Annotated in this window: 26 protein-coding genes and 1 pseudogene; 11 read left to right on the top strand and 16 right to left on the bottom strand. The window is 58.6% G+C overall.

All coding sequences use genetic code 11. From position 1 onward, the window contains the following. Positions 1 to 272 precede the first annotated feature (272 nt). The 5 genes from FRZ40_RS13375 to FRZ40_RS13350 all read left to right on the top strand — a co-directional run bounded on the left by FRZ40_RS13375 (position 273) and on the right by FRZ40_RS13350 (position 3752). Positions 273 to 572: a hypothetical protein gene (locus tag FRZ40_RS13375; RefSeq protein ID WP_147234359.1), complete on the top strand. Its 300-nt coding sequence runs from the start codon at positions 273 to 275 to the stop codon at positions 570 to 572. A gap of 164 nt (positions 573 to 736) precedes the next feature. Continuing rightward, complete coding sequence (locus FRZ40_RS13370) at positions 737 to 1438, top strand: hypothetical protein (protein ID WP_147234358.1); 702 nt, start codon at positions 737 to 739, stop codon at positions 1436 to 1438. A gap of 131 nt (positions 1439 to 1569) precedes the next feature. Beyond that, positions 1570 to 2160 carry a hypothetical protein gene (locus tag FRZ40_RS13365; protein WP_147234357.1) on the top strand — a complete coding sequence of 197 codons (591 nt, stop codon included), beginning with the start codon at positions 1570 to 1572 and terminating at the stop codon, positions 2158 to 2160. A 203-nt stretch (positions 2161 to 2363) separates the two neighbouring features. Continuing rightward, positions 2364 to 2564 carry a hypothetical protein gene (locus FRZ40_RS13360; protein ID WP_147234356.1) on the top strand — a complete coding sequence of 67 codons (201 nt, stop codon included), beginning with the start codon at positions 2364 to 2366 and terminating at the stop codon, positions 2562 to 2564. A gap of 993 nt (positions 2565 to 3557) precedes the next feature. After that, positions 3558 to 3752, top strand: coding sequence for a DUF3562 domain-containing protein (locus tag FRZ40_RS13350; protein WP_147234354.1), 195 nt, complete (start codon positions 3558 to 3560; stop codon positions 3750 to 3752). A 211-nt stretch (positions 3753 to 3963) separates the two neighbouring features. Here FRZ40_RS13350 and FRZ40_RS13345 read toward each other — a convergent pair whose 3' ends face one another. Next, positions 3964 to 4485 carry a hypothetical protein gene (locus FRZ40_RS13345; protein ID WP_147234353.1) on the bottom strand — a complete coding sequence of 174 codons (522 nt, stop codon included), beginning with the start codon at positions 4483 to 4485 and terminating at the stop codon, positions 3964 to 3966. 302 nt (positions 4486 to 4787) lie between these two features. Here FRZ40_RS13345 and FRZ40_RS13340 point away from each other — a divergent pair, with 302 nt between their 5' ends. After that, entirely contained in the window at positions 4788 to 6488 is a 1701-nt protein-coding gene (locus FRZ40_RS13340) for an ATP-binding response regulator (RefSeq protein WP_240057146.1), read from the top strand. Between the two features lie 240 nt (positions 6489 to 6728). Here the strand turns inward: FRZ40_RS13340 and FRZ40_RS13335 are convergent, their stop codons facing one another. From FRZ40_RS13335 to FRZ40_RS13325, 3 genes are all read right to left on the bottom strand, one after another. Continuing rightward, complete coding sequence (locus FRZ40_RS13335) at positions 6729 to 7319, bottom strand: hypothetical protein (protein WP_147234352.1); 591 nt, start codon at positions 7317 to 7319, stop codon at positions 6729 to 6731. Positions 7320 to 7425: 106 nt separating this feature from the next. Then, a complete protein-coding gene (locus tag FRZ40_RS13330) occupies positions 7426 to 7674 on the bottom strand; it encodes a hypothetical protein (RefSeq protein WP_240057145.1) in 249 nt (82 codons plus the stop codon). Between the two features lie 283 nt (positions 7675 to 7957). Further along, positions 7958 to 8257, bottom strand: coding sequence for a hypothetical protein (locus FRZ40_RS13325; protein WP_147234350.1), 300 nt, complete (start codon positions 8255 to 8257; stop codon positions 7958 to 7960). Between the two features lie 456 nt (positions 8258 to 8713). Here FRZ40_RS13325 and FRZ40_RS13320 point away from each other — a divergent pair, with 456 nt between their 5' ends. Both FRZ40_RS13320 and FRZ40_RS13315 read left to right on the top strand, forming a co-directional pair. Continuing rightward, positions 8714 to 9292, top strand: a complete 579-nt coding sequence (locus FRZ40_RS13320; RefSeq protein ID WP_147234349.1) for a phasin family protein — start codon at positions 8714 to 8716, stop codon at positions 9290 to 9292. A 320-nt stretch (positions 9293 to 9612) separates the two neighbouring features. Beyond that, positions 9613 to 10127, top strand: a pseudogene (locus tag FRZ40_RS13315) (hypothetical protein). 162 nt (positions 10128 to 10289) lie between these two features. Here the strand turns inward: FRZ40_RS13315 and FRZ40_RS13310 are convergent. Further along, complete coding sequence (locus FRZ40_RS13310) at positions 10290 to 10742, bottom strand: PRC-barrel domain-containing protein (protein ID WP_147234822.1); 453 nt, start codon at positions 10740 to 10742, stop codon at positions 10290 to 10292. A 432-nt stretch (positions 10743 to 11174) separates the two neighbouring features. Between FRZ40_RS13310 and FRZ40_RS13305 the strand changes: the two genes are divergently transcribed. Together FRZ40_RS13305 and FRZ40_RS13300 are read left to right on the top strand one after the other, a co-directional pair. Continuing rightward, positions 11175 to 11432, top strand: a complete 258-nt coding sequence (locus tag FRZ40_RS13305) for a hypothetical protein (protein ID WP_147234348.1) — start codon at positions 11175 to 11177, stop codon at positions 11430 to 11432. Between the two features lie 206 nt (positions 11433 to 11638). Next, positions 11639 to 11926 (top strand): DUF2442 domain-containing protein, encoded by a 288-nt coding sequence (locus FRZ40_RS13300; RefSeq protein ID WP_147234347.1) that lies wholly within the window; start codon positions 11639 to 11641, stop codon positions 11924 to 11926. Between the two features lie 197 nt (positions 11927 to 12123). Here the strand turns inward: FRZ40_RS13300 and FRZ40_RS44975 are convergent, their stop codons facing one another. The 9 genes from FRZ40_RS44975 to imuA all read right to left on the bottom strand — a co-directional run bounded on the left by FRZ40_RS44975 (position 12124) and on the right by imuA (position 18879). Next, complete coding sequence (locus FRZ40_RS44975) at positions 12124 to 12354, bottom strand: hypothetical protein (RefSeq protein WP_147234821.1); 231 nt, start codon at positions 12352 to 12354, stop codon at positions 12124 to 12126. Between the two features lie 10 nt (positions 12355 to 12364). Continuing rightward, entirely contained in the window at positions 12365 to 12559 is a 195-nt protein-coding gene (locus tag FRZ40_RS44375) for a hypothetical protein (RefSeq protein WP_167528626.1), read from the bottom strand. 28 nt (positions 12560 to 12587) lie between these two features. Then, a complete protein-coding gene (istB, locus tag FRZ40_RS13290) occupies positions 12588 to 13355 on the bottom strand; it encodes an IS21-like element helper ATPase IstB (protein ID WP_042317356.1) in 768 nt (255 codons plus the stop codon). Positions 13356 to 13366: 11 nt separating this feature from the next. Beyond that, positions 13367 to 14890, bottom strand: a complete 1524-nt coding sequence (istA, locus tag FRZ40_RS13285; RefSeq protein WP_147234346.1) for an IS21 family transposase — start codon at positions 14888 to 14890, stop codon at positions 13367 to 13369. A 1060-nt stretch (positions 14891 to 15950) separates the two neighbouring features. Further along, complete coding sequence (locus FRZ40_RS13275) at positions 15951 to 16244, bottom strand: hypothetical protein (protein WP_147234345.1); 294 nt, start codon at positions 16242 to 16244, stop codon at positions 15951 to 15953. Positions 16245 to 16713: 469 nt separating this feature from the next. Next, positions 16714 to 17250 (bottom strand): HD domain-containing protein, encoded by a 537-nt coding sequence (locus FRZ40_RS13270; RefSeq protein WP_147234344.1) that lies wholly within the window; start codon positions 17248 to 17250, stop codon positions 16714 to 16716. Between the two features lie 374 nt (positions 17251 to 17624). After that, positions 17625 to 17843 (bottom strand): hypothetical protein, encoded by a 219-nt coding sequence (locus FRZ40_RS44970; protein WP_147234342.1) that lies wholly within the window; start codon positions 17841 to 17843, stop codon positions 17625 to 17627. A gap of 73 nt (positions 17844 to 17916) precedes the next feature. Further along, positions 17917 to 18126 (bottom strand): hypothetical protein, encoded by a 210-nt coding sequence (locus FRZ40_RS13255; protein ID WP_147234341.1) that lies wholly within the window; start codon positions 18124 to 18126, stop codon positions 17917 to 17919. Positions 18127 to 18171: 45 nt separating this feature from the next. Continuing rightward, positions 18172 to 18879, bottom strand: coding sequence for a translesion DNA synthesis-associated protein ImuA (imuA, locus tag FRZ40_RS13250; protein WP_147234340.1), 708 nt, complete (start codon positions 18877 to 18879; stop codon positions 18172 to 18174). 75 nt (positions 18880 to 18954) lie between these two features. Here imuA and FRZ40_RS13245 point away from each other — a divergent pair, with 75 nt between their 5' ends. Beyond that, positions 18955 to 19638 carry an SOS response-associated peptidase gene (locus FRZ40_RS13245; protein ID WP_147234339.1) on the top strand — a complete coding sequence of 228 codons (684 nt, stop codon included), beginning with the start codon at positions 18955 to 18957 and terminating at the stop codon, positions 19636 to 19638. Positions 19639 to 19899: 261 nt separating this feature from the next. On the opposite strand, the gene FRZ40_RS44965 is transcribed toward FRZ40_RS13245, so the two are convergent. Both FRZ40_RS44965 and FRZ40_RS44960 read right to left on the bottom strand, forming a co-directional pair. Then, positions 19900 to 21936, bottom strand: a complete 2037-nt coding sequence (locus tag FRZ40_RS44965; protein WP_240057144.1) for a PIN domain-containing protein — start codon at positions 21934 to 21936, stop codon at positions 19900 to 19902. Further along, positions 21843 to 23966: a tetratricopeptide repeat protein gene (locus FRZ40_RS44960; protein WP_240057143.1), complete on the bottom strand. Its 2124-nt coding sequence runs from the start codon at positions 23964 to 23966 to the stop codon at positions 21843 to 21845. The genes FRZ40_RS44965 and FRZ40_RS44960 overlap by 94 nt, the downstream gene beginning before the upstream one ends. Positions 23967 to 24039 lie beyond the last annotated feature (73 nt).

The raw sequence follows: 24039 nt of genomic DNA, 5'->3' as shown, positions 1-24039 counted from the left end.
TCTACATAGTTTACTATTCAAAACTCATCGCCTACACTTCATGGCTGCATTGCACTTGAGCCTGTCTAAGCCGTCCTGCCGGGAAGCAGCAGGTGTCGTTACCGCGCGGGAAGGGTTGTGCCGCGTATAGCGTGAAAAAGGTGAGCAAACAGGTAGCCGTTGGTCGGGAGAAGCACGTTCGCCCTTGAAGTCTTATCGAGTCATGCTCTTACTGTTTGGAGGCGTCAGTGCCCATTTGGCATGTTTCCGTTGTCAGCTCGGAGGAGCCCGACGTGTTTCTGTCGCGTTGGAGAATCTTCGAGACCGATGACGGTTTGAAGCGTCTCGTGGGCTACGACTCCGTTGACCAAGGACGCGTGAGTTCTGCTCTCGTCACGTTCAACCAGAAGACGATGCACGTGCAGACGAGTGACGGCCTTACCTATCGACTCCTGGGCGAGCCCGGATTCTTTTGGGATGTTATCGACACTTGGGACATCTGGTTTCACACCATCACCCGCGGACAGGGCGGCTGCGTGAAAGATGTGACAGAACAGATACGCGGAAAAGCTATGGGTGACGGCGATGTCTAGCATCCACACATATGTTGCATATGCGGGCGTGTCATCAGAAGCCATCGAAACAGTAACCAACGACATTACGGAGCAGCTACTTGCAGTGGCTACACTCGGTGACCGATAGAGACTGGTCCGTGATGTTGGAGGCTTGTCGTCAGTAGCAACACGTAGGAATAGATATGCCACGGTCCGGAAGCAATGCAAAGGACAACCCGCTCTTCAACGGCACCGACGTGCAACATGTCATGCGCAACGCCGCCGTTGCAGCGATGCTGTCGGACCCAACAGGCGCTGAAGCAAGTCTTTTCATGTCCGATGCAGAAGTCGGGCGCCTCTTCAAGGCACACCTCATCCAAGTCATTGGCACCGCTACGTTGTCGAACTTGGACTTAAGCTCCACTCGTGAGGAAGACGAGAAGCGGGGCCACTTCACCGACCGCCGAGCTTCGGAATTCCCGGGTTTGACCAATGTCTCTGCGGCGAACATAGAGCGGTACTCCCTTGTTCTACAAGGAAGGCTGCTACCCGCAGAGGACTTTTGCAAAGCCGCAGGCATCACTGAGCAAAAGCTAAGCGAGGACGTTGCTTCGTGCCGGTTGTTCGCTGTGGAATTCGAGTCCAACCAGTATTACCCAATTTTTGCCTTATCAAATCTAGTCGACCGCAGGGATTTCGCGAGGGTGGTGCGGCGCTTGGGTGATTCAACAGGCTGGAGTAAATGGAAATTCTTCACGACGCCATCAGAATCACTTGGAGGTCTCACGCCACTGAGACTTCTGATGCGTGAAGAGGTGGAGCGCGCACTGGTGGCGGCCGCTGACTTCAAAGCCCTGAGTTCTACCTTTTTTAGTATCTTGAGAACGACACCGGTCTCTAACTAACTCCTACCGCCATGAATCCAACCACGACCAAAGGAGTGTTAACGCCAAGGCCGCCTCGTCAAAGACGAGAGACTCCTTCGCTCGAAGAGGCACGGCTTGCACAGGTAGACCACGCGATTCATTGTGCAGTTGTGGCTGCCCTCCTGGTTGACCCTATAGGCTGGAACGCGCTTCTCGAGCAGCTTTCCGACGAGCAGCTCGGGCGCATGTTTAAGAATCGACTGTGGAAAGTCATTGGCGTCTCGACAATACTGAACCTAGACCTCCCTTCGATGCGTGACGAGGGCGAGAAACTACGGAAGAGCGTTAGCCGTAAATCGAAACTGCGAACATCTGGAAGCGAGAATGCGATACAGAGCGCGTCGGCAAACTCCGAGCGCTACGACCTCGTGCGTCAAGGGAAGTTGCTGCGCATGGACGACTACCTTGGGGCAGCAGAAGTCACAGAGAAGAAACTAAACAAATCCCTCGCTTCAGGGAAAGTCTTTAACGTTGAACTCAACGGAGTGGTGTACATCCCCGGCTTCTTTCTGTCGCCCATGATTCGTCACAACGACCTTGCGAAGGTCATGCGTAGTCTTGGTGGTACGTCGGATTGGGACAGGTGGAACTTTTTTACCACTCCAAAAGAGGCGCTTGGTGGTTCGACGCCGCTCCAATTTCTCGCGATTAACAGGGTCAAGCCTGTGCTGAAAGCCGCTGAAGAATTTACGAAGCGCTGAGCACAGCTCCTTTCGAGACCGTGGAAGAGATTCTGGAAATCGTCATCCAAAACCTACCGCTACTGTATGTGCCAGCGCTCGGAGCCGTTATCGCTTTGGTGGTGTTACGCATAAAGAAGCGTTAGGTCCACCAAGGCTACATCTTCCGGCGCTCAGCTGCTTCATTGCGCGAGCATCATCTTTCGTCCACCGCAGAGAGCAACATGCCTACCGAAAATGAACTTGACTTGGAGATTGCACTTCAAAAAATCCATGAACTCGCCTTGGAGGGCGGGGATTTAGGATACGCGTATTGGTGGCAGGTCGGGCAGCTCCTCCGACGAGCAGCCGACATGCAAGTGCAGATAGATGAGCTCAGCAAAGAACTAGAACTGTGCCAGGCGAAGCAACGCAAGAGACACTGAGATGGATACATCTTCATGGCTCTAGCCCCGCTGAACGTTACTGAGGCGCGTGGGGTGGTTGAAGGTGAGCCACAATGTCGACGAACGCGAAGATTTCACCGCCATCCGAAGCTGACGTGATGGGATTCGCTCATAGGCGTATCGAAGAAATGTTTCGAAATCTGGGCTCCCGTATACCTGCCGAGGTTCAACGGGAACTGTCCAGCGGCGTGGACGCAATAATCGGCGAGATTTTGAGACTGCACTTCTCGTGGCCGGTTGACGCCGGTATGCGCTCGCGTCAAATCTCTCACGGCGCGACGCATGCAAACGCGTAAGCTAAATCACCAGCGCGCGAAAGAGTTGCTACTTGCTGATGCCGTTGCTAGACGAGCCAAGCTACATCGTATGCACCCCCATTCGCTGCGGAGTGTGATGGGCTTCCGATAATTCAAATTGCATGAAAACGTATATTCAGTTGACTGATAGAGAATTGGAAAGGTAGCGTCGTGCTTTTGTTTTACCTTAACGCATGGCGGTTCAGGAATACGAGATAAGACGAACGGTCGAGGTCGAAATAAATGGCACACGGTACGTGGGCAGCTATCGTGTGATGGCCGGGACTGTCATCGTGTATTTTGATGGCGCAATCAAATCGGCTCCGCACGATATGCAGCGTCCGGAGGTTTTGGGACGATGGCTCCTGACGGACGCGTGCAAAAGAGTCGAGGCGGGAAGACGCGACCGTTCCAATCGCTAGTGGGCCTTTACGCTTCAAGGCGATGTGAATGTTGCCGGTTACTTCGGACCCCGAATGCGCTCGCCCGCTCGCGTGCTCAACCAACGCGACCCTTCATGCGAAGAACGCAGGCTTGCGAACCACCCGCAGGTTGGTGCAATATGCGAATAGATTTTTCCTTTGGCGGTGCCATCGCGCATTGGCGGATTTCATTGGCCTATGTGGCTTGCATGGCGTTGAATCTAATGCTCCAACTTTGACGACCGGAGCATTCGATGAAGACGGAAGACTCGGAGAAAATCGTGCACGAAATCGCTGAGTCCACTGACAACGCTGAAGACCTTGTAGCGATGATGTACGCCAACGCTATCGAAGAGTATAAGCGCGACGCACGAATCATGGATTATGTTCCCCTGTTCGCCGCGAAGCGGGTACGGGAAACCTTGAAGACTCGCACTGTTACGAAGTAGTCGCGTACCTCACGTGACCGGTTGCGGGTGCTCCGTTTTCGGTCAGAATCTATCCGTCTCGCAAGAGGAAGGCGCTTTCGGAGCGAACAAGAATCGCCTTCAACGCAGTGGCTGCCAAGCAGGACGCTGCTCATCCGCGTCCGGACTATTCCCCAATTTCCAGCGCCGGCTCGCATTGGGTCGTCGGGCCGCGCTTTCAGGCATCTCGCGTTCAGTGCACTGAGCCGTGACGTCCGCCGCCGCCCCAGTAATGGCCACCGCCACCGCCGCCCCAGCCACCCCCGCCGCCACGCCACCGGTATCCGTGGCCAGTCCAGCCGCCTCCGTGCCCGTGGCCCCAATAGCCGTGGCCACCCCAGCCTCCATGGCCCCAGTGGCCATGATGGCCTCCACCGTAACAGCAGCCACCCCAATAGCCGAAGCTCAGCGACACCGAAGGTCCCCACCACGGCCAGCCGTAGTACGGATACGCGACGGGGTAATACGCCGGCTCAACGAAGACCGGCGCCGTGGTTGCGAGATAGGTGTTCGTCGATGCAGTCGCATCTGACGCTGTGCCGGATGCGGCTGCATCCGGCATCGTGAAGGGATATGGCTGCGTCACCGCTGTCGGCACGTCACCGTATGGAACGTAGCCATAGGGCGCGTAGTAATAGCAACCGGACAAACCTGCGGACAGCGCCACCACCGCAACGGCACTGCGTGCGTGCGACGCTGCATCAAGCGCTTTCATGACCTGCTCCTTGCTGCGCAACGCGTGTGCGGCGCGCTCTCTTACAACAAGCTTATATCAGCAAGGCCGGTGCCGCTTCCGTCCGCCCCATAGCCATCGCGTCTCCGCCCTATATTTACCTTGCGCGGACAATACTGCACAGCCGCATGCCGATGTCACGGTAGTCCGGTCAAAATTGCCGGACTAGAATTGAGGTGGACTGGCGTTTTTCTTACAAACGAACCTTCACTCCGCACGAGGGTGGCATGCCCAGGATGTCAGATTCAGACGCCGTAAATCGGGTCCAGCGCGCCGGTACGCTTGTGACCGAGAAGCTCGAGGCGCGTCGACGCCGCTCTCCGGACTTTGCCGCAGAAAATGAGGCGCTGCATGGTCTAGCCCAGGCGCTGAACGCATCGGATACCGTGATGCTCCAGACGCTCGTCGACACCGCGCTGAAGTTGTGTAACGCCGGCAGCGCCGGCATCAGCCTGCGCGAACGTGATGCGAATCCACCACATACGTTCCGCTGGGTGGCGCTAGCGGGACACTGTACGGGCCTCGTCGGGCACCTGCTTCAATCCGACAACAGCCCGGCGGGGGTCACGCTTCAACTGGGCTCACCCCAGCTGTTCGCATTTCCCAAACGCCAGTTCGATTGCCTGGCCCCCATCCCTCTGGAGGTCACAGAAGAACTGGTCGTGCCGGTTCCCGGCACACCCGAGCCGTGGGGCGCGCTATGGGTCATGTCTCATGATGAGCACCTTCATTTTGACAGCGAACACCGCCGCATCCTGACGAGTCTTGCAAACTTCACATGTGCCGCCTTAACCATCAAGCAGGCGAAAGCCGACGCAGAAGCGCGCGCTGAGGAAGCGGAAGCCACCAGGAACGCGCTCGCTGTGGTGGAGGCTCATCAGGTCGATTTCATCGCCACGCTGGGTCACGAACTGCGAAACCCGCTCGGCCCGATTGACAGCGCGCTCGCGGCGGCGCAAAAGTTGGCAGCCGGCAATCCCTCCGTGCTATCGGCGCTGGCGCTCGCCAACAGGCAAGTGCGGCAATTGAAGCGCCTCGTGAGTGACCTGCTTGACGCGTCGAGGATACGGCACGGCAAGCTGTCGGTCCGCCCCGCCTACGGACTGCTCGGCGACATCGTCAAGGACGCGATGGCCGCCGTCACGGACGAGGTGGAGCGACGTCAGCAACAGCTGCAGGTGATGTTGCCGGGGTATCCGGTAACAGTCTTTGCGGACGCTGCCCGTCTGACGCAGGTCGTCTCAAACCTGCTGTCGAACGCCGTGAAGTACACGCCATCGGGAGGTGAAATCAGGCTACGGGTGGATGCCCCCGACCCAAATACGATACCCGCGCACGATTCGACGCCCAGGGACGCCATCATCGTCTTGCGCGACAACGGAATCGGCATCGCGCAAGATATGCTGCTGCACGTCTTCGACATGTTCGCCCAATCGCCGTCGGCGCGGACACGTTCAGAAGGCGGACTGGGTGTTGGCCTGTCCGTCGTCAGATACCTGGTCAACGCCCACAGGGGTGAGATTGCTGTCGTCAGCGAGGGTGAGGGCAAGGGGACGGAGGTCACGGTACGGCTGCCCATCGTGTGCAGGAATCAGGTCGACCACGCGGCGGCAACCACGCACGGCATGCCACCAGCCCGCATCCTGCTGGTAGACGACAATGCAGATGCCACCGAGGCACTCGCGATGTTGTTGACACTCGACGGTCACGAGGTCAAACGTGCGCAGAGTGGACTGGAGGCGCTCGCGATAGTCGAGTCGTACACACCAGACGTCGCACTCATTGACATCAACATGCCCGGCATGGACGGGCATGAACTGGCACGCCGGCTGCGCGAGCATGCGCAATGCTCATCGGCCCGTCTGGTGGCACTGACCGGTTACGCCGGGACAATGCCGGACTCCACCGCCATTGAGAGCGGATTCGATTGCCACCTAATCAAGCCGCCCTCGCTTGAAGACCTCGCGTATGCCTTGCGTGGTTAGCCCGACCACGAATGCAGCGACAAGGACTGGATGAACTGAATTGGCGGGCCGTCAAATCGACGCTTGCCGAAAATGAGGCAATCGTCGGCCTAGCTTTAGGGACCAGATAGTCAGCGCCTGCGAAGTGCAGTCATGGAAGCCCGACTCAGGGTTGATTCTGGGCGCTTGCTGTCACCCCGGGTCGTTGCTAGGTTCGGCTCGAAACGCCGTTGAATGGGACAATGGGGTCGCGGCGGCTGGTTATGGTTTTGTGGGAGACTCCGGTCCGCGAATCGCTAAGGTCGGTGTCCAGACGGGAACTTCCGGTAAAGCAGGCCGCTGGTTGCGCGCATGAAGATAGACGCGCTGACGTTCCGTCAATGCTATCCGCAATCGCTGCGCCGACCTGGGCCGGGTGAATGCATTGCCGCCAACGATAGTTTCATACTCGTCAGCATGGAAGACCCGATACCGCCTCAAGAACTCCGGTCCCGGCAGGCCCTGGGAATTGGCCATCAGCGAGCCATAATCGGCGTCGGCCGGGTCAGCAAGCTCGTGAACAATCCGGTCGAGTAACTCGAACCGCTTGCGAAGCGTACCCGCGCCTCCGAAGAATGCATGAAAATCGCGATAGCTCACGACCTGCTGCGCGCGCGCTGCGAAAATCAATGCCTCCCGAATTCTGACGACGGCCGACTCGTCCACGGTAAGTGCCCTCGCATTGTGCTCGACACCTGTCCGTTTAACCATAGGCATGCCAACCGTTCCTCCATGCGTTTCACCGGAGGTTGCGCGCGCGACCTGAAAAATTTCGGTGGTGTCGGCCCACGACGCGTGCGAGTGAGCCATCATGAGGTCTGTTGTCGTGAATACGCTGTGCGTTCACGCACAGTCAGCCCAATCTCGACAGGATTGCACTGCAAAACTCAGGCGCCCGCCAGGTTCGAAAATGGATTTGCTATCCATATTGTTTCTCGTGCCTCTCCAGAACGGTAAGCAGCTTTTCCAGCTTGAGACGTTGGGGAAGTGGCAGGCCGGGCGTCGCGTGGATTTCGTAGAGACGACGTCGCCAATAGGTCTGAGCAAATATCGAGTACATCCCGCCCGCGGATAATGCTCTCTCCAGATTGGCAATTTCTGCCTCTGCATTCCGGAGAGCGTGCCGGTTCGAGGCGCTTAAGCCCCAGCGACGAGTATCCCTGGCCATGTTGACCTCCATCGCGTACTGTGCTCCGTACCTGCTTGATGCAAAACAGGTGCCTGGGAGACGCCCGGCCTCGTTCTGAGTGACATCGGACTTCCGGACATGGATTGAACTGCACTGGTGCGTGCGCCCCGCAATGGGGCGTATCCACGATGTGCAGGTGGTGAAGGTTCCCCAAGCAGCAAAACGCGCGCCCCATTTTTCATCCCCTGTGGGACGGGCCTTGGTTTATGCCGAAGCCTTCGCCCCTCGAGTCCCCTTGATGCCCAGATGTATTTATCCGAAGTCAGTATGGCTTCTTCAACCCGCTCCCCGAGGCAGGCGAGTCCATTGCGCCTTTGTTCTGCTTCTTTTGCATGTTTTTCTGCGTCGGGTCAGACATTGTCCCCATCGTGTTTGCACCAGACGCACCAAACGGCGTGCCCGTCGCGCCGCTTGTGTTTGGGGTGCCCATGCCGGTTCCACCCTGCCCCGCTGCGTTGCCACCGCCCGTCCCGCCACCAGCGCCCGCGCCCTGCGCGTACGCGGCGCCGGACAAGCTCAAAATCAATGCCCCTATCAACATTCTCTTCGTAGCAACTCGCATGACCGTCTCCTTCGCTCCACGCGGATTGTGCGTCAATGGCGGACGCACGACCGCTTTGCTCGTTGCGCAATTGCCGTACCGCCCTGGTGACCACCCGACTGGCGACGCAAAGATGTGCGCCGAGTAGAACGAGCAAACCGGCAGCTGTGCATCATCCTGCAAGAAGGGCACACGGCATGTCGACCTCGGTCACGGACCGCGCTCAGTCTTTCGCTTGAACGGAGCCAGGACCACACCTGCCGTGCGTGTGCCAGTGACGTCATCTTGCAATACCGTCATGCCCAACGGACATCTTGCATGGCGCGACGCTGGTTGCAACGTACAGGACAACTGATATTGGACACATCCCGGGACCAAGCCTTGCTGCGTGACCAGATTCCTGCCCCGTAGCGCCGTTCATGATTCCATCGGGTGGCATCATGGACTTCCCGCTACTTTCCCCAGATGGAGGTTGTAATGAGCAGTCTTTCCGGTGAACAAGCGGTCGCCTCGCAGAGAGCCAGCATCGAAACGCTGTCCAATGTGTGGACCAAGGCATTTGGCTGCATCGAAAAGCTGACCGAGCTGAACTTGCGGGCGGCCAAATCGACGCTCGCCGAAAATCAGGCAATCGCCGGCGCAGCGTTGTCAACCAAGGACCCACAGGAGCTATTCGCATTGCACGCAAAGCGGGCGCAAGCCGCGATGGAAGAAGCGCAGTCGTACTGGCGACACGTGTACAACATCATGGTCGGCGTCCAGGCGGAACTGACCGCGAGCGTTGAGGCCCAATTCAAACAGCGACAGCATGACGCGCAAGTCTTTGTCGACACGGTCGCGAGCAATGCACCGGCCGGAACCGAAGCCGCCGTGAATGCGTTGCAAACAGCGGTGACGGCCGCCACTGAGGCGACGAGCGCGACGATTGAAGCCAGCAAAAAGGCTGCCGAACAGGCGCGGGAGATTGCCGAAAACGACATTGACGCCGCAGCTTCCGCCTCAAACAGGGCGACCAGACAGGCCGCCGAACAGGTCAAGGCTGCCACGAAAAAATAAAACTTTGTCGACGCGCTTGTTGATGCTGGAACTGCGCGACTCTCCTGTTTCCGCTCCATGGTCACATTGGCAAAGGCACCGCAGCTTGCCCGGGTTCTCTTCGAATTGAAGCAGGGTCCAGGACAAGCAGGCGTCGACCTCCCGCCGCCGTAGACGCCCACAGTCGGACGGTTTGAACAGGTTGGCCCGCTCAGCCGGGCCCCTCTTCCGTGGTCCCGTCGACCATTGCCGCTCGCGAACGACCCGCAACGCACTCGCTACATGCAACCGTGAGACCGGCTAGTATCATTCACAGAGGCGCAATGAACGGAGATACTGCAATGGATGACCGGTTTGATAGACGGGAACTGCTGCTTCACCTCGGGACATGCTCGAAGCTGTGAGCTGTCTGACCAAGGCAGGTCGGCCGGATGCACTGGTGGCTCAACTTGCGAAGGGACAGGATTCGTTGCAAGACTTCGCCTTCCTCCAGATGGTCACACCGAGGATGACAGCGGCCGAGTTCAGCGCACGCGTCGCGAGCGCGTTCTTTCTGTGGCCAAAGGAACTGCTTGAATCTGAGCTGAACCGCAAGGCGCTTGCGTCAACTGTCCAGCATGACCTTTTTGATGGCAACCCTGACGGCTGGAAGAAATACGTTGTCCATATCCAGAAGAAGGTGAAATGGTTTGGGACCGGCCTTCCCGAAATGAAACCGGGCGCTTCGGATGACCCGGCGCACGATGCCGCTAAGGAGGCGGTCGAAGTGTCGGTCGAGGCAGCGCCGCTCGCTGAGTGGGATGCGCCTGACGAGAAGAAGGGGTGGCCTTGGCCACAGCCAGGCTCGACATCCTGAGGCACCATGAAAAAAAGAGCCGGCGTCCTGATATAGCGCCGGCCGTTGGATTCTGACGTACGATGCCTGGCCACTCAGAATCCATTCGCAGCTATCGGCGGCGGTAGCAGGCAGTGACCGCACGAGACGGGCGCGCTGCAGAACCGACCCGCCGCGGGATTTCTAGCTGTCGCGTCCTTCGCTGATGTCACGGGTAGCGGCCCAGTAGGGTTCGCGGTTGTAATAGTGATGGACCGTGGTGCCCCACTTTTCGTCCGCCATCGAAGGCCAGTGGTCCTTGTCGAACCCGGGCTCATCCTTGAGTCGCTGGGCGGGGATGTCCACGACGAAACACCTGTCGATTGCATCCAGTGTCAGTGCGCTCCACGGGATGGCGTGCAGCGTATTACCGAGGCCGAGGAATCCCCCGGTCGAGAGGACTGCATAGGCAATCCGTCCGCTTCGCACGTCCACCATGAGGTCGGCTATCTTGCCCACGTGTTCGCCGTCGGATGACATGACCTTGTCGCCATTGAGCGTGGTCGCGGCCATCACCTCCGGTCCGGGCCCTGCGCCGCCGGTGCTGCCAACGATTTTCGCGCCGGTACCGGACGGATGCAGGTTGGGCGTAGTCATCATGTGCTCCCGATGTTGAAAACACTGAGGCGCGCAAGCCGTGTGCCCAACTGCGAAGTGCTCCAAGCGCTGGAGGGTTGGCGGCCGGCACGACACCTTGCCGGTAGTCAGTTACATATCAGCTCCCGGCCGGTTAGCCCGCGTCATGCGGGCTGGGGCAGCGCAGGGTATTTTCGCATTGCACCTTTGTTTGTCCGCCACGCGCCCTATAACTAGGCCCACAGGTGCGCGACATCGGCGGGTTCACAAGCCACGCCTATATCGCAATTTCGCGCCCGGATGAGCTGCGCTCCGTACCCCCGGCTCGGCGTGTCTTCCAGATAGCGTCCGCACCAACCGTATCCGATGCCGCCAGGGCGCGAGTGCGGATGGTGGTGGTGCGCGAAAAACGCAACCCCCGGGGAAGCCATGAAGGTGGTCAAGGAGTGAATCATGAAATCACGGTTGATGGTCGTGCTTGCTGCTGCCGGATTGCTGGTGATGACGGGGCTCGCAAACGCCCAGGACACGATGCCGGCGCCGCAGGCACAGCAGCAACAGCAGCAGAACCTCGCTACGCCGGCAGCGTCCACGGATATGACGTATCAGTCATATGGCGGAATGCCCTCCACCAACACGCAAGCCGGCAGGCGCACCGCGGAGAGGTGCAGGACGGACCCGCAATGCAATATCTTCTTCGGCGGTAGCTGAGCGATTTCTGCGCTGCGCATCTTCGCTCCCGAGGGCCGTCCCGATTGATAGCAACGACGGCCCCGGCCAGACACGCGCCGTGGATGGCTTCCATCGGCGCGCGCACGCGGCAACGGTCGCGTCCCCAGAAACGTAGTCTTTTCGGTGCTTGAACGCGGGGTCGCCGCGGCCTACGCTGCAGGATGCATCCCGTTCAGGAGGCGGCCATGAAAGGCGCTGCGGTGGACGTACGCTTCGACAGCACACACCTGTTTCTCGATATGTCCGAGGGCCGGGCCGTTTCATTTCCACTCGACTGGTTTCCTGTTCTCCTGGCGGCGACGGCTGCGGAGCGCGAACACTTCGCCATCTCGATGGACCATCAGCAATTGGTCTGGCCGGAAATCGATGAGGACATCAACGTCCCGGCGCTGCTTTCATTCCAGTCCGAAAATGCGGCGCGCCAGTGTGATTCACCAGAGCTAGACTTCTCGGCTTCGCCACCATCGACGTAGGGGCCAGGACGCGTCGGCCGTTACGCATCTCACCAGCATTCGCTGGCTTCCAGATTTGACGGCACGATACCGGCCCTGTTGATACGTACCAACGCATTGCCGGTGCGCATAAACGACTATTACGACTTTGTTGTCGAGCTTAAACGATAGGCCCGCGCAATAACGTTTCAGCACGCTGCGGAACGTTTCACTCCGCATCAACCGTGGTTATCGACCCACGCGCGGCACCATGAGAGGCCTGCCGATTGTGCCTCTACGTCATTGTCGAAAACGCCAAGCACTCCCGACACCTCTACGACTTTCGTGTCGCGCGTGATTGTGCCGCTTCCCGCGAATCGTTCCGATTGCAGGATGTCTTCCTGGTGCAGGATGGCATGGCCCCACAGCGTGTACCGCGTGCGCTGCCTGGAGCGACGAAGGCGTAACAAACTGTTGCAGCTATAGTGATTCGGTAAATTCACGACGAAAATCATAGGCCTTGTCGGGCTCCCAGCCGGCAACGACCATCAAAACACCTGAGAGAAATTTCAAGCGAGATGAACCGACGCGCTCAAGCCATCCAGCATCTGTGCGTATTTCGGCGAACGTGACCGCCGATTTCGGGAACGTGACCGATTCGGCGGGGTTTGGCATTGCGCGGTGTTGATTGTAGATTTCCTTGTTAGTTCTGGTCGAGTTCGGGCTCCAGGACGTTGGGTTTTGGGGATGCCTTTCTGAGGGATTCACCGGTAAGCGTGATCCGATGATGACGCTGCATGAGGCGGTCGAGCATTGCGTCGGCGATAGTCTCGTCGCCGATCCATCCATGCCAGTGCTCAATCGGTAACTGGCTGGTGACGATGGTCGCCTTTCCCGCCGAGCGGTCATCGATCATCTCGAGCAGATCGTTTCGAACCATCGCATCGAGGGGCGCCATTCCCCAATCGTCCAGTAGAAGCACGTCGACGCGGGCAACCTGCAGCAGCCATTTTGTGAAGCCGCCGTTGCCGTGCAGAACGCGAAGCTCCTCGCCAAGTCGCGGCACGCGCAGATACAAGGCTGAATGCCCGCGCCGGCAAGCGTATTGGGCCAGGGCGCAAGCGAGCCACGATTTCCCCGCGCCAGTTGGGCCGCTTATGAGCAGGCTGTAGCCCGCTTGCACCCAGTCACCGAGTGCGAGGCTCGTGAGCGAGCGCGGATCGACGCCACGGCCAGCGCGCGTGTCGAGATCCTCAATAGCGGCCTGCGGATATTTGAGGCGCGCCTGCTTGAGCAATCGGGTACGACGGCGATCATCACGCCAGCTGGCTTCCCGGTCGACCAGCAGTGACAGGCGTTCCTCGAAGCTCAGGCTGGCCGCACCGGGCTGCGTCAATTGTTCTTCCAGGCCGTCAGCGAAGCCGTCCAGCTTCAGGGTGCGCAATTGCGTCAGTGTCTGTTGCATCATCATGGTGGTCTTCTTTATTGGTAGTAGCTGGGGCCGCGTACATGCGCGTGGCTCGGGCTGGTCCAGTCGGCAGGCGTTACCACCGCCGCCCGGTCGCGGTTGTTGACCAGGATGTCGCGCACGTGGCGGTAACGGTGTACGCCCAGTTCCAGCGCCAGCGCGCAGGCGGCTTCGAGACGGTCACGGCCATAGCGACGTGAGAGCGACAGCAATCCAAGGCACGCCCGATAGCCGTGTTCCGGATGGCGTTGCTCCTGCAGCAGCCGGGTGACGAGCGCGCCGGTTGCCGCGCCGATCTGCTGTCCCCAATGAATCAGCCGCTGCGGCGTCCATTCCAGATGAGCGCGGTGTGCCGCAGGCATGTGCTCGACAACAGTGGTATAGCTGCCTGCGCGATCGTTACGTGCGTGGCTGGCGACGCGGCGACCGCGATGTAGCAGTTCGACAGTGCCCGCCGTGATACGCGCATCGAGCTTGAGGCCGACCAGCGCGTGCGGCACGCTGTAGCGGTGTTTGTTGATCTCGACGTGATAGTCAATGTGAACCGTCACGGTCTTGAAGCGCGCGAGCTCATAGGGCTGTGCCGGCAGCGGCTGCAGTGCCGGCGCGTCCAGCTGGGCGAACGCGCTGGCACGACATCCCGGCAGCTTCTGGAATGGCCTCTCATTCAGGTTCCTGAGCAGCGGGCAGATGGCCTCATTGACCGAGTGGACCGAGTCAAACCGGTGATGACGCAGGCGCGCCATGATCCAGCGTTCGACCACCTGGACCGCAACCTCTACCTTCGGTTTGTCCTGCGGACGATATACGCGCGCAGGAAGGAATGATGTGCCGTAGTGACGCGCGAAGTCCAGCACAGTGTCGCCGGCGCGAGGTTCATAGCGATCGGGATCGGCAATCATCGCACGCGGGTTATCCGGGACGATCAACTGCGGCACACCACCATAGAAGGTCAGCGCGCGAGCGATCCCGCCCAGCCAGTCCTCCATTGTCTCGGCCGGCGTCGCACATGCGAACGTGTAACTCGATGCGCCCATAGCCGCTACGAAGATGTGCGCGCGGCGTCCAGTCGTCAGTGGCAACGTGGGGCCGGCGAAGTCGACAAACAGCTTCTCGCCGGCGCGATGAATCTGACGCATCGAGCGCTTCAGGCGTTTTGTGAACGCCTTGTAGTGCCCACAGAACTGCGTATAGCGGTAGGTCTGCCGGTCCGCGAACTCAGCCTGGTATTCCTCCCATAGCAACGTCAGCGTCATGCCCTTGCGACGCAGCTCCTGATGGATGCGTCCATAGTCGGGCTGGGCATAGGCTGCTGGCCCCGTGGGCTTGCCGAGCAGCCGCCGCTCGAGTTCGCCTTCATCCATATCGCAGGCGCTTGCCCAGTCCAGCCCGGCGGCACTGGCTAGTCCGATGTACTTCGTGACCACGCCCTTGGATATGCCCAGTGATGCGGCGATCCGATCGTGCGAGAAGCCGCCGTCGAATTTAAGTCGTAAAACGTCCTTGATCATGCGCATGTTCATCCGGTGCGCGGGCATCGTCTCTCCGGCCAAAGCCGGCGAGCATAGCCCGCGTGGTTGATGTCATGCGCAACGCCAATCCCGCCTTCCGGTCCGCTCGGTCACGTTTCCGAAATGATCGGTCACGTTGCCGAAATCGCCGGTCACCATCCCGAAACGGCCGGTCACGTTCGTCCGAAATACGCAATCTGGAGCGTAGCGGTGAGGACAGCAGACGCAGACGCGCCCTTGCCGCACGACTCGACACCGCCCTGAAACGGGCCGGTATCAGTACCGCCTGCGTCGCCAGACTGCTCAATGTGGGCATGCATGACGTGCAGTTCTGGCGCCGTGGTATCACGGTTCCGCCCGTGAACATATTCCCGCGGATAGCCGCCTTCCTTGATGTCGACGCGTTCTGGCTGTGTACCGGGCAGGCAGCGGGAGCGCCGGCCACCTAGGCAGCCTGAGCGACTCCAGCACCCGGACGAGAAAAAAGCCCAGCAGCACAAGGCTGGGCGGAGTGCAGGCTGTACCTCGCGTGACGCGCTACCGGGAGAAGGTCAGGTCCTGTCTCATCATCCCGCACGTCAGCTGCGCGCCGGCGCGGTGACGGGTGTCCGGTGTTCACGCCCAGATAGCGGCTGCCGTACCAGAAGGAAATCATCGGCGCCGTCGGGCCGACCAAAGGTGTGACGCTGGATTTTGTACGCATGGTGTGTCCTCGTGGAGTCGTTGTTCACGTCTTCGTATAGACACGGCTTGCGGCAAGCCCAGGTTGGGGCCGACAGCGTGAGCCTGGGACTGCCAGGCATGTTTGCAGGTTGCACTGCAAGTTCTGCGCTCGTCCACCCCTGCAAAAGAAAAAGGCCAGCCGTGAAAGGGTCGGCCAAAGGGCCCCGGTAATCCGCGAGCCGCGGACCGGATGAGAGAGTCCTCAGCTTGCCACCTCAAGGGGCGTGTCAATTGTGCAAACAGACGGGATTCAGTGACCTGTTTCGGGGTTATGCAGCCTGCGCGGCTGGCGTTTCGCCGACAACGAAACTTCAAAGCGTGGTTCAGAAAAAGAACCCGCCAGTCATCGATGAGGCGTCTACGCTCAAAACTGGCGGGACTCAAGACACGCACCGGAAGCCAGGGAGGTAACTTCCGGAGCGATAACCGTACCGCAGGCTTTGCCGTATAACAATTGCGGCGGCGCAAAAACCACACCGAATTTACCCCTATCAAGCTGCAAAAGCACGTAATTGTTGCTAACGTAGGATAAATACATCTGGGCACTTGTTACCGGGCGTCGGTGCGTTGCCGGCGGCGCCTCCGCCGTCAGCCCACCCCTCCGCCCTGCGCTCGTCAGAGAATGGGATGCTTTCAATTCCTTTTCGAAATCGGCCACGTCCTCTCCCATCATTGAAATAAGGCCGCATCACGTAACAGAGGCAGCGCGGCGATAACATCCCGATGACCTCATTGAGATGGTCGTTCTTGTTGCTTGCGCAACAATCACTGCGCCGGACTTTCAACCAACTTCCCAGCAGACTGGAGAGCACTCCCTCCAACGAAGTACCACGGCCGGCTCTCGATAAATTCAAGAACTCCTTCAGTCGACGATAACTTGGCCAGCTGATTATCAGTCGCCGGTGCTTGGCACCAGCGTCCCGACCCAGCAAACGAGGATTCGCTGTAGTGGCGAACCCATTTGGCTCCGCAGAAATTGCACCTGGAGACATCAACCTCCCCATCCTCTACACAGGTGTTCAGCTTGTTCCACTCGGGAAGCGGAGTTGAGTCGCGGTAATCAAACGGCGGGGACATGCACTTGCAATCACTTCCTTCGACCATGGCGAGCTCCTAAACTTCGCACTTTAAGCGTCTGCCAATGCAACCTTGCCCGCCCGGTAGACATCATCGAAGAGAGACTCAAGGCCGGGATGGACGCCGCGCAGTTGGTCGACAACGGCCTTTGCCCAGTCAAAGTATTCCTGGCGTCGCTGTAGCGGCCAATCTGCCGGCGGATTGCTAGCCACATCCCGCAGATTGCAAATCTTGTCGGCAAGCTTCACCAATTTGGCTCGACGGCTAATCGTCGATGCATGCTCAACCTGGAGGCGCTTGCGTTCAGCCTTAGGCAGCGATTTGTCATCAGTTACCTCGATAACGATACCAGCAACATCGGTACCAAACTCCTTGGCTAACTCCTGCTCGGTTGTCTCTGTGTCTTCTATCGTGTCATGGAGAATGGCAGCAACCAAGGTCCGCTCGTCCTCGATACCGCCTTCATTCGCCAAGACATTCGCCAGCGAGACGGGGTGATTGATGTAGGGAGAGGCTTCGGCGTCTTTCCGTCGTTGGTTTCGGTGCTTGTGGGCAGCGAAGGCTACGGCGGCAATGAGGGTCTTCATTTGGTCTCCAAAGGGATTCAGCACTAGGCTGGTTTCGATACGTTTTTCTTAAGTCGCAATCGGGTTCTCATGGCATTAGCTCGCGAAATGGGCCTGTGCTCTGCTTCAGATATTACCTTCCATATGCGGTCGTCACCCCGCTGCGTGCCAGCGCCCGTTGACCGAAATGCTCGGTCCATACACATCAGTGTGTCGTTGGCTGCACGTGCGACGAGGCCATCGCGAAACTTCGGACGGCCATACACCTCTGACGACAAGGCGGTCGAGTTCACCAAGACGTACTGCATAAACGACTATTACGACTTTGTTGTCGAGCTCAAACGATACGCCCGCGCAACAAAGGTTCGGCTCGCTACGGAACGTCTCACTCTGCACTAGCCGTGACTGTCGACCCACGCGCGACACCACGAGAGTCCTGTCAATTCTGCTTCATCATCAGTATCGAAAGCACCGAGGACTCCGGATACCTCCACAACTTTATTGTCTCGCATGACTGTGCCGCTTCCCGCGAACCGTTCCGGTTGCAGGATGTCTTGCTGCTGCAGGATGGAGTGACCCCACAGCGTGTATCCACGATACTTTTCCGTTTGCATCTGTTGACCTCTGAAGGTCCTCCATACCGAGCACTATCAATGATTGCCCGAGTTCGGGCGACTCGACATGCAGCTACCGTCTGAGACGCTGGGGGTTGACTCCAGCCGCCTTCAACGCCGCGTCAATTACCTGCAGCTCCTGGCCGAAATCGAGCGCCCACTCCTCGCCATCGCACCGTACGGTCATGCCGTTGTGCAACGAAATGAGATAACGCGCTTTGTACAGGGCGTCCACAAGTTTTGATTCACGTTCGGCCTCCCGAACCCAGTCGTCCGCTCTCATGATGGAATCTCCTTCGGATGTAGCATGCGCGCCAGCAGGTCGCAATCAGGCGAATGCATCGCTGGTCGCTCGAGCCTCGATTTCGAACGGCACGACCGCGCGACGTAGCCGACTGCGTTTGCTCATGAGCGCTGCCCCGGGCAGCACGTTCACAGTCAGGTCGCCTTCGAACTTCGGACCCTTGCGCTTGATGATGTCCACCTTCACGCCATCTTCGGCGGGACGCACCGCAACGCGCAGTTCGGCTGGAGATGCATCTGCGGCCGAGAGGATGGGCCGAAAAACGAAGAACAGTGACGTGCTTGAGCGTGCGGCCAACAGCAACCGCCGGAGCGAATCCGCTCGCACATGCGTCTGCCAGAGCAGAACGGCGCCGCATGTGCTCGCTTTCAGAATCTGCTCGGCGGACCACAACTGGTCGTTGGAACGCTTCGCGCGCAACAACAGAACCTGTTCAGCCGGGATGCCCGAATACGCGAGCCCCTGTATGCAGGGGTCGCTTGGCGGCTCAACCAAGACCACTGGCGCTTTCAGTGACGCCAGTGCCGGGGCGAGTAGCCGCATCTCTCCTGAACCCGGTGCCTGCGCCAAGACTTCGGTGAGCGCTCCAATGGGCCACCCTCCGCCAGGCAGCTCGTGCGACAAGACCGGATACCCCGTATCGACCGTCGACACGCGGCCGCGCGCGAGCTGCGATGCGCGCCAGAGCGCCGGGTGAATCGACTCCGGTAATGGGGTGCGAACAGTATCCATGGTCAGTAAACCACTGTATGAATGTACAGTATATCCTGGAATTTCCCAGGTATCATTGCGCGACAGGAGGCCCAAATGTGCACAAGCTATGAAGCGAATCCGAACGACGCTTGGGACGTGTTCAGCCTTTTTCCTGTTCCGGACTTCGACTACCGGCCTGAGATTTACAAGGACTATTACGCTCCCATTCTTCGACGCAGCGCAGATGAGTTTGCGACGGTGCCGGCCTCATTTGGCATCGTGCCGCGACGGCACATTCCGCCTGGCGTGAAGGTCTTCGACACGATGAATGCCCGCTCGGAATCCGTTGGCGACAAGCGCAGCTTCAGCGGCGCTTGGAAGAACCTGCAACTTTGCCTCATTCCGTGCCGGGCGTTTTTTGAGCCGAACTATGAAACCGGTAAGCCGGTACGCTGGAAGATTGGCATGGCCAACGGCGAAGCCTTGGCTATCGCAGGCCTCTGGCGTTCGTGGAACGAAGTCGACGGCTCGCAAACTCTAGCGTTCACGATGCTGACCGTCAATTCAGATGAGCATCCGCTGATGAAGCGCTTTCACAAGCCTGGAGACGAAAAGCGTTCGGTCGTGATTGTGCCGCCGACGGAGTATTCGGACTGGCTGTCATGTAAAACGACAGACGAGGCGCGTTCGTTTTTAAATCTCTTCCCGGTCGAAGCGATGCATGCTGAACCGTTCCCATTGCCACCGCGGAAGCCGAAGTCAGTTGCGGACAACGGTGACCAAGAGTCGTTGCTTTGAAAAGAGGCGCGCTGCGCCGAACTACCCCCTCGCACCTAGGCCTGCCGTTAAAGCGACGCAGCAGCTTGGTTACCACTAGCCGACATCTTGTCGCACGAGCTTCAACAATAGGCCTGTGCGACAGGCAGGGCTCCGACGGCACGTCGCAACTTTTTGTTCGGCGAAGCATTGCTCGTACGTGTTCGCTCGACTACCGACCTAGGACCGGCGAAGCCCTTACGATGGTTTCGATGTCGTTTCAATGACTTACGAGGCAACAACTCAAACCACAGCACACGGCCCTCCTTCCATCAAAAAGTCCGACCTCACACCGATGTAGAGTGGCTGCCGCAATGCATAGAGCGGGGCAACGCCAAGGGATTTCTTCGCTAACTCAGCAGGTGTCTCTCGAGCGGCGACGTTCCTTGCTAATGTCAAAGCACTAGACATCCCGTCCAGCCAAGTCTTCAGGCGGCTAGACTCGGCGTCGGCCTCGTACGGATTCGCAGTCGCCTTCGTGAAATTGACGACCATGAACTCGCGAAGCTTGAACAACAAGAAATTCTCCAGGTCATCGGCAGTTACGTCTGCTCGCGAAAACAAGGGGGCAGTCGCTCGAATGAGGAACATGCAAACTGCCGCGGTCGTTGTACCGACTGATAGAAGGTACTGCGCAACTTCCAACACCACCTTTGTCATGCTGGAGAGCTCAATGGACGGCTCAGCTGTGTACTCGAGTATCAATTGCACAGCAGCCTGTCTTTCGTCCTTCGGCAGGTTCAGCGCCCAAACGAACTCTTGTGATGACAGGGATGTGTGCGTGCGGCGCCTCCCGATGCTCCAAAGAACAAATTTCCAGTAGGCTTGAACACTGCACAGTCCGCGTTCAGCCGCGACACTACAGAATAGCTGCGGCCACACCCCTTGAATATTTCCGAAAACCTTTCCGAACTCGCGAAGGCGGCCGTCGACGGTCAGAAGAAGAGCATTTCTTTCCAGGCACAAAAGCAGGGCATCGTACGAGTCGTCGCCAAGATGCTGGCCAATTTCATGCAGCTTCTCTGGGGGTTCTTCGTTTCCCCACGTCGGCACCACCTCGCAATAGTCGTCAATGCACTGCTGCAGCTTTCGAAGGTAGGCAAGCCGCCGACGATGGTACGTCTCGTCATACTCGACAAGGCTTATTCGGCCGTTCTCTTCGCGCATGTGCCCAGTCGAACGCTCTGACTCCGCAGTCACGATGAAGTCGTTTAGCACCTCAACGCCAGATGTTGAGATGTACACCGGATTCACTAGGGTCAGCGTCGCTTCGAGCCCATTCGCGACGAGCTCATTCAATGCGGTGAGGTCAATTACGAGCGGCCCTTTCCATGACCGCAGGAGGCTGATTGACGATTCGCGCTCGGCAACGCTACCCTGGCACACGTATAACTTTGGTGAAGGTGTAGACGGCCAGTCACCCGCGACAGCCATAGCGTTCACGCCGAGAATCTTTCCTAAAATCCCTAATGTTGCGGGCCCGTTGGCGTACGCTTCGAAGGCGCTTCGTACTCGCGCACTACGAGCTTTCAGTACCTCTAGCAACGCGCTGAGGTCAAGTTGACCCTCATCGTCGGTCGGCATCTGAATAGAGAAAAGGGAGCGGCTCTGAGATACCGCCTCGCGGTTCACTTCTTCTGCGTAGCCAGCCAGGTAACGATATGCAGAGTCGATGTGCGTAATGGTGTAGGTGCGTTCAGAGCCCACACCGTCCGGAAGCGCGACTTCGTCGTTTAGCTGCTTTCCCGCAAATGCGGCGTAAAGCGCGTCCCGCCTGTCGATAAACCGCGACGCTGAGGGCGCGTCGCTTATTTCATCCGGGTCAATCACGACTGTCCTCTGCTGACCGACGCGGTCCAGCAAAGTTACGGAGGTCGCTGGACCGACCTCGATGGGCGTGGCCGGCAAATCGTCTGGGTTGAGGAGAAGGAAACACTGAAGATACGCTGTTGCAGCTTTTTCGTCGGTGAGTGCACATCGGAAGATGCGATAGAGCCGTGCTAATCCACGTCCTCGCTTGCCAGCTTCGATTTCCAGTCTTGCCAGTTGCGCCTGAGCAGGAATCGCTCCTTGAAGGTCCACGGGAATATCGCGGTTCAGCAACTCTCGGAACTCGGCCGTCTTCTGTAGGCGAAGAAGCACGGCCGCCCGGAAGGCCCACGCTTCAGCGCGGTCCTCATGAGCTTTTAACTGAAGGTCTGAGAGGCTGAGTAGTTGTTTCCAGTCATTCGCGGCTTGCGCCAATTCGACTGAGAGCGCCCGTACGTCCGCGTCTTCCATCGCGGTAGGGGGAACTCATCAAGCATTCGTCGCGCTTGTCGGCGATTACCACTCTTGATGAGGGCTTCGAACAACGTCTTATGTGGTTCGCTGATGCATCGCGGCGGCAGAGTATCTTTCAAGAGTTCGACAGTTCTGTCGTACATCTTCACAGCGAGACAGGCGCGCGCAACCATCAGCACTTCGCCGGTGGATGATTGGGAGTTGATGCGAGCCGACAATACTTCCACTGCTTGTTTCGTCCACGGCAGGGAGAGAGCAAACGCCACATTCAGAGCGACGACCTGCGCAGCCACTGACTCCATTGACGTTACGGTCTCGAGCGACAGTTCGCTTTCGAGTTCAACGCCCTTTCCGCAGTTTGCGGTGGCCATCCACTGGAAAGCGCGCAATTCTTCGTCGTACGTCGCTTGGGTATCATCGCGGACCATGGCTGCTCTAACTTGAGAGATGGTCTCGGAGTCGCCTCTTTGGCTAGCCATTTCTGCAACCATCAAGCGACCTTGCTCATCCAGAGCATCAATGCGGGTGCGACCAAACGCGAACGCGTCGGACAGCGTCGAGTCATTTCTGCGAATGCACTCGAGGGATGCTCTGGCGATTTGACTGTCTGCTGGAAATCGCTTCGCACCTTCTCGCAACAGGTCCTCTGCCTGCTTTGGCTCGCCCGTCATCATCAGCGCGTAGCCAAGGCATGCAACGATTTGCGTCGTTGCCGTCGGGTCTTGGCGCGTCCAAATCGTGTCTTCGAACGGAAAGAAATGACCGATAGCGTCCCTAATATCGGCCTTGACCTTTTCGGGTATAAGTCCGAGGCTAGCTAACACGCCATCGTGAGCCGCATCGTTCACCAAGGCTAGCAGGAGCAATGAGGTCTGTTCATAGCTGCAAGAGCCCTGATTGCACGCGAGCTTCGCGAGTTTTGCTGCTTCTGCGTTGCGGCCTTCCTGAGCGGCGAGCCAGCCCAGTACGGTCAGAACGTCTGTGTTCTTCCTCCATTCCGGAGGAATGTCACCGGGATACCGAACCTGCTTTCCTTTTCGAGCGACAACTTGGAGCCATACCGTAAACGCGCCCACTGATGCTGGGAATCTTGCCCTAGCATCGGCGACAATCTCCGATGCCCTGTCTGTGTTTCCGATGAGGAGCTCGCCCATGGCCCGATTACTTATGGCCTTGTCATCATCCGGAGTTAGGTTGTTGGCCGACTCGAAGTCGGCCGCCGCAAGCGCAAACTCGGACTGCCGCCAGTAGCAATGTGCACGTTGTGTGTACCAGCGTGCCCGTTGATGTATGTCGAAGGCGTCCAAACTTCTGCCTAGCGTTGCCAGGTTCGCCAACGCGTCATCGAATCGGCCACTCATCAAGAGTTGCTTGACGCCATCCAACTGTCCGTCAACAAGCTTGTTAAGGGAATCCTCGCGTGCGTCCGGAATGGCTTCTGCCGGAAGCCTGCCGCCATAGGCCGACGAGAACCGTGCGGTGAGAATTTCGAGCTGCGTAGACTGCTTCTCGAAGCGCTGCATCACCTGCGCCGAGTGCTGCTCGAGCCGATGCCTCGTTTCCCAGAAGGCACCACCGGCCATCTGCGGCGCGAACAGATATTGCAGTTCTGGACTGCTGCGAACAAGGGTCTCCAGTGTGTCCCAGAACGCGAGATTGACCTCAAACTTTCCTTCCTGGCGGCGGCTGTCGGTAAGCTGAGCGGCATGAGCGATAAGCTTTACGTCGTTCGCGACGGTCGTCGCGATGACCAGCTTATCGATTCTCACAGGCCCCTCGTCCGCGGCCTTAACCTCTTCATCGATGATTTTGGCCGTGAGACGCCCAAAGGTCTTCTGCTTGCATTGCACGCCGTAGCGCTCGCCCTTGCGGCTCGCGAACACGTCAACGCCGTTCTGCTTCTGGCCGGAGCGCCCGTTCTTTGTTGCTAACGGGTCGTCCAGTACCTTGCTGTAGACGATGTGGCAAAAATCCTCGAAGGCCTGCGCGTTTCCTGGCGGTTGGAGGCCGGTGCTTTCAGTGAGCATAGAGTCTCAGGCTCGCTTTGTTGATTTTTGATTGATTCCAACCCTCGCTCGAAATATGCCGATTTCGGCACAC

Origin of the sequence: Paraburkholderia azotifigens (assembly GCF_007995085.1) — a bacterium.
Taxonomy (GTDB): Bacteria; Pseudomonadota; Gammaproteobacteria; order Burkholderiales; family Burkholderiaceae; genus Paraburkholderia; species Paraburkholderia azotifigens.
Note: the sequence above shows the minus strand (reverse complement) of the source record. Positions and strands in the feature narration are given on the sequence as shown.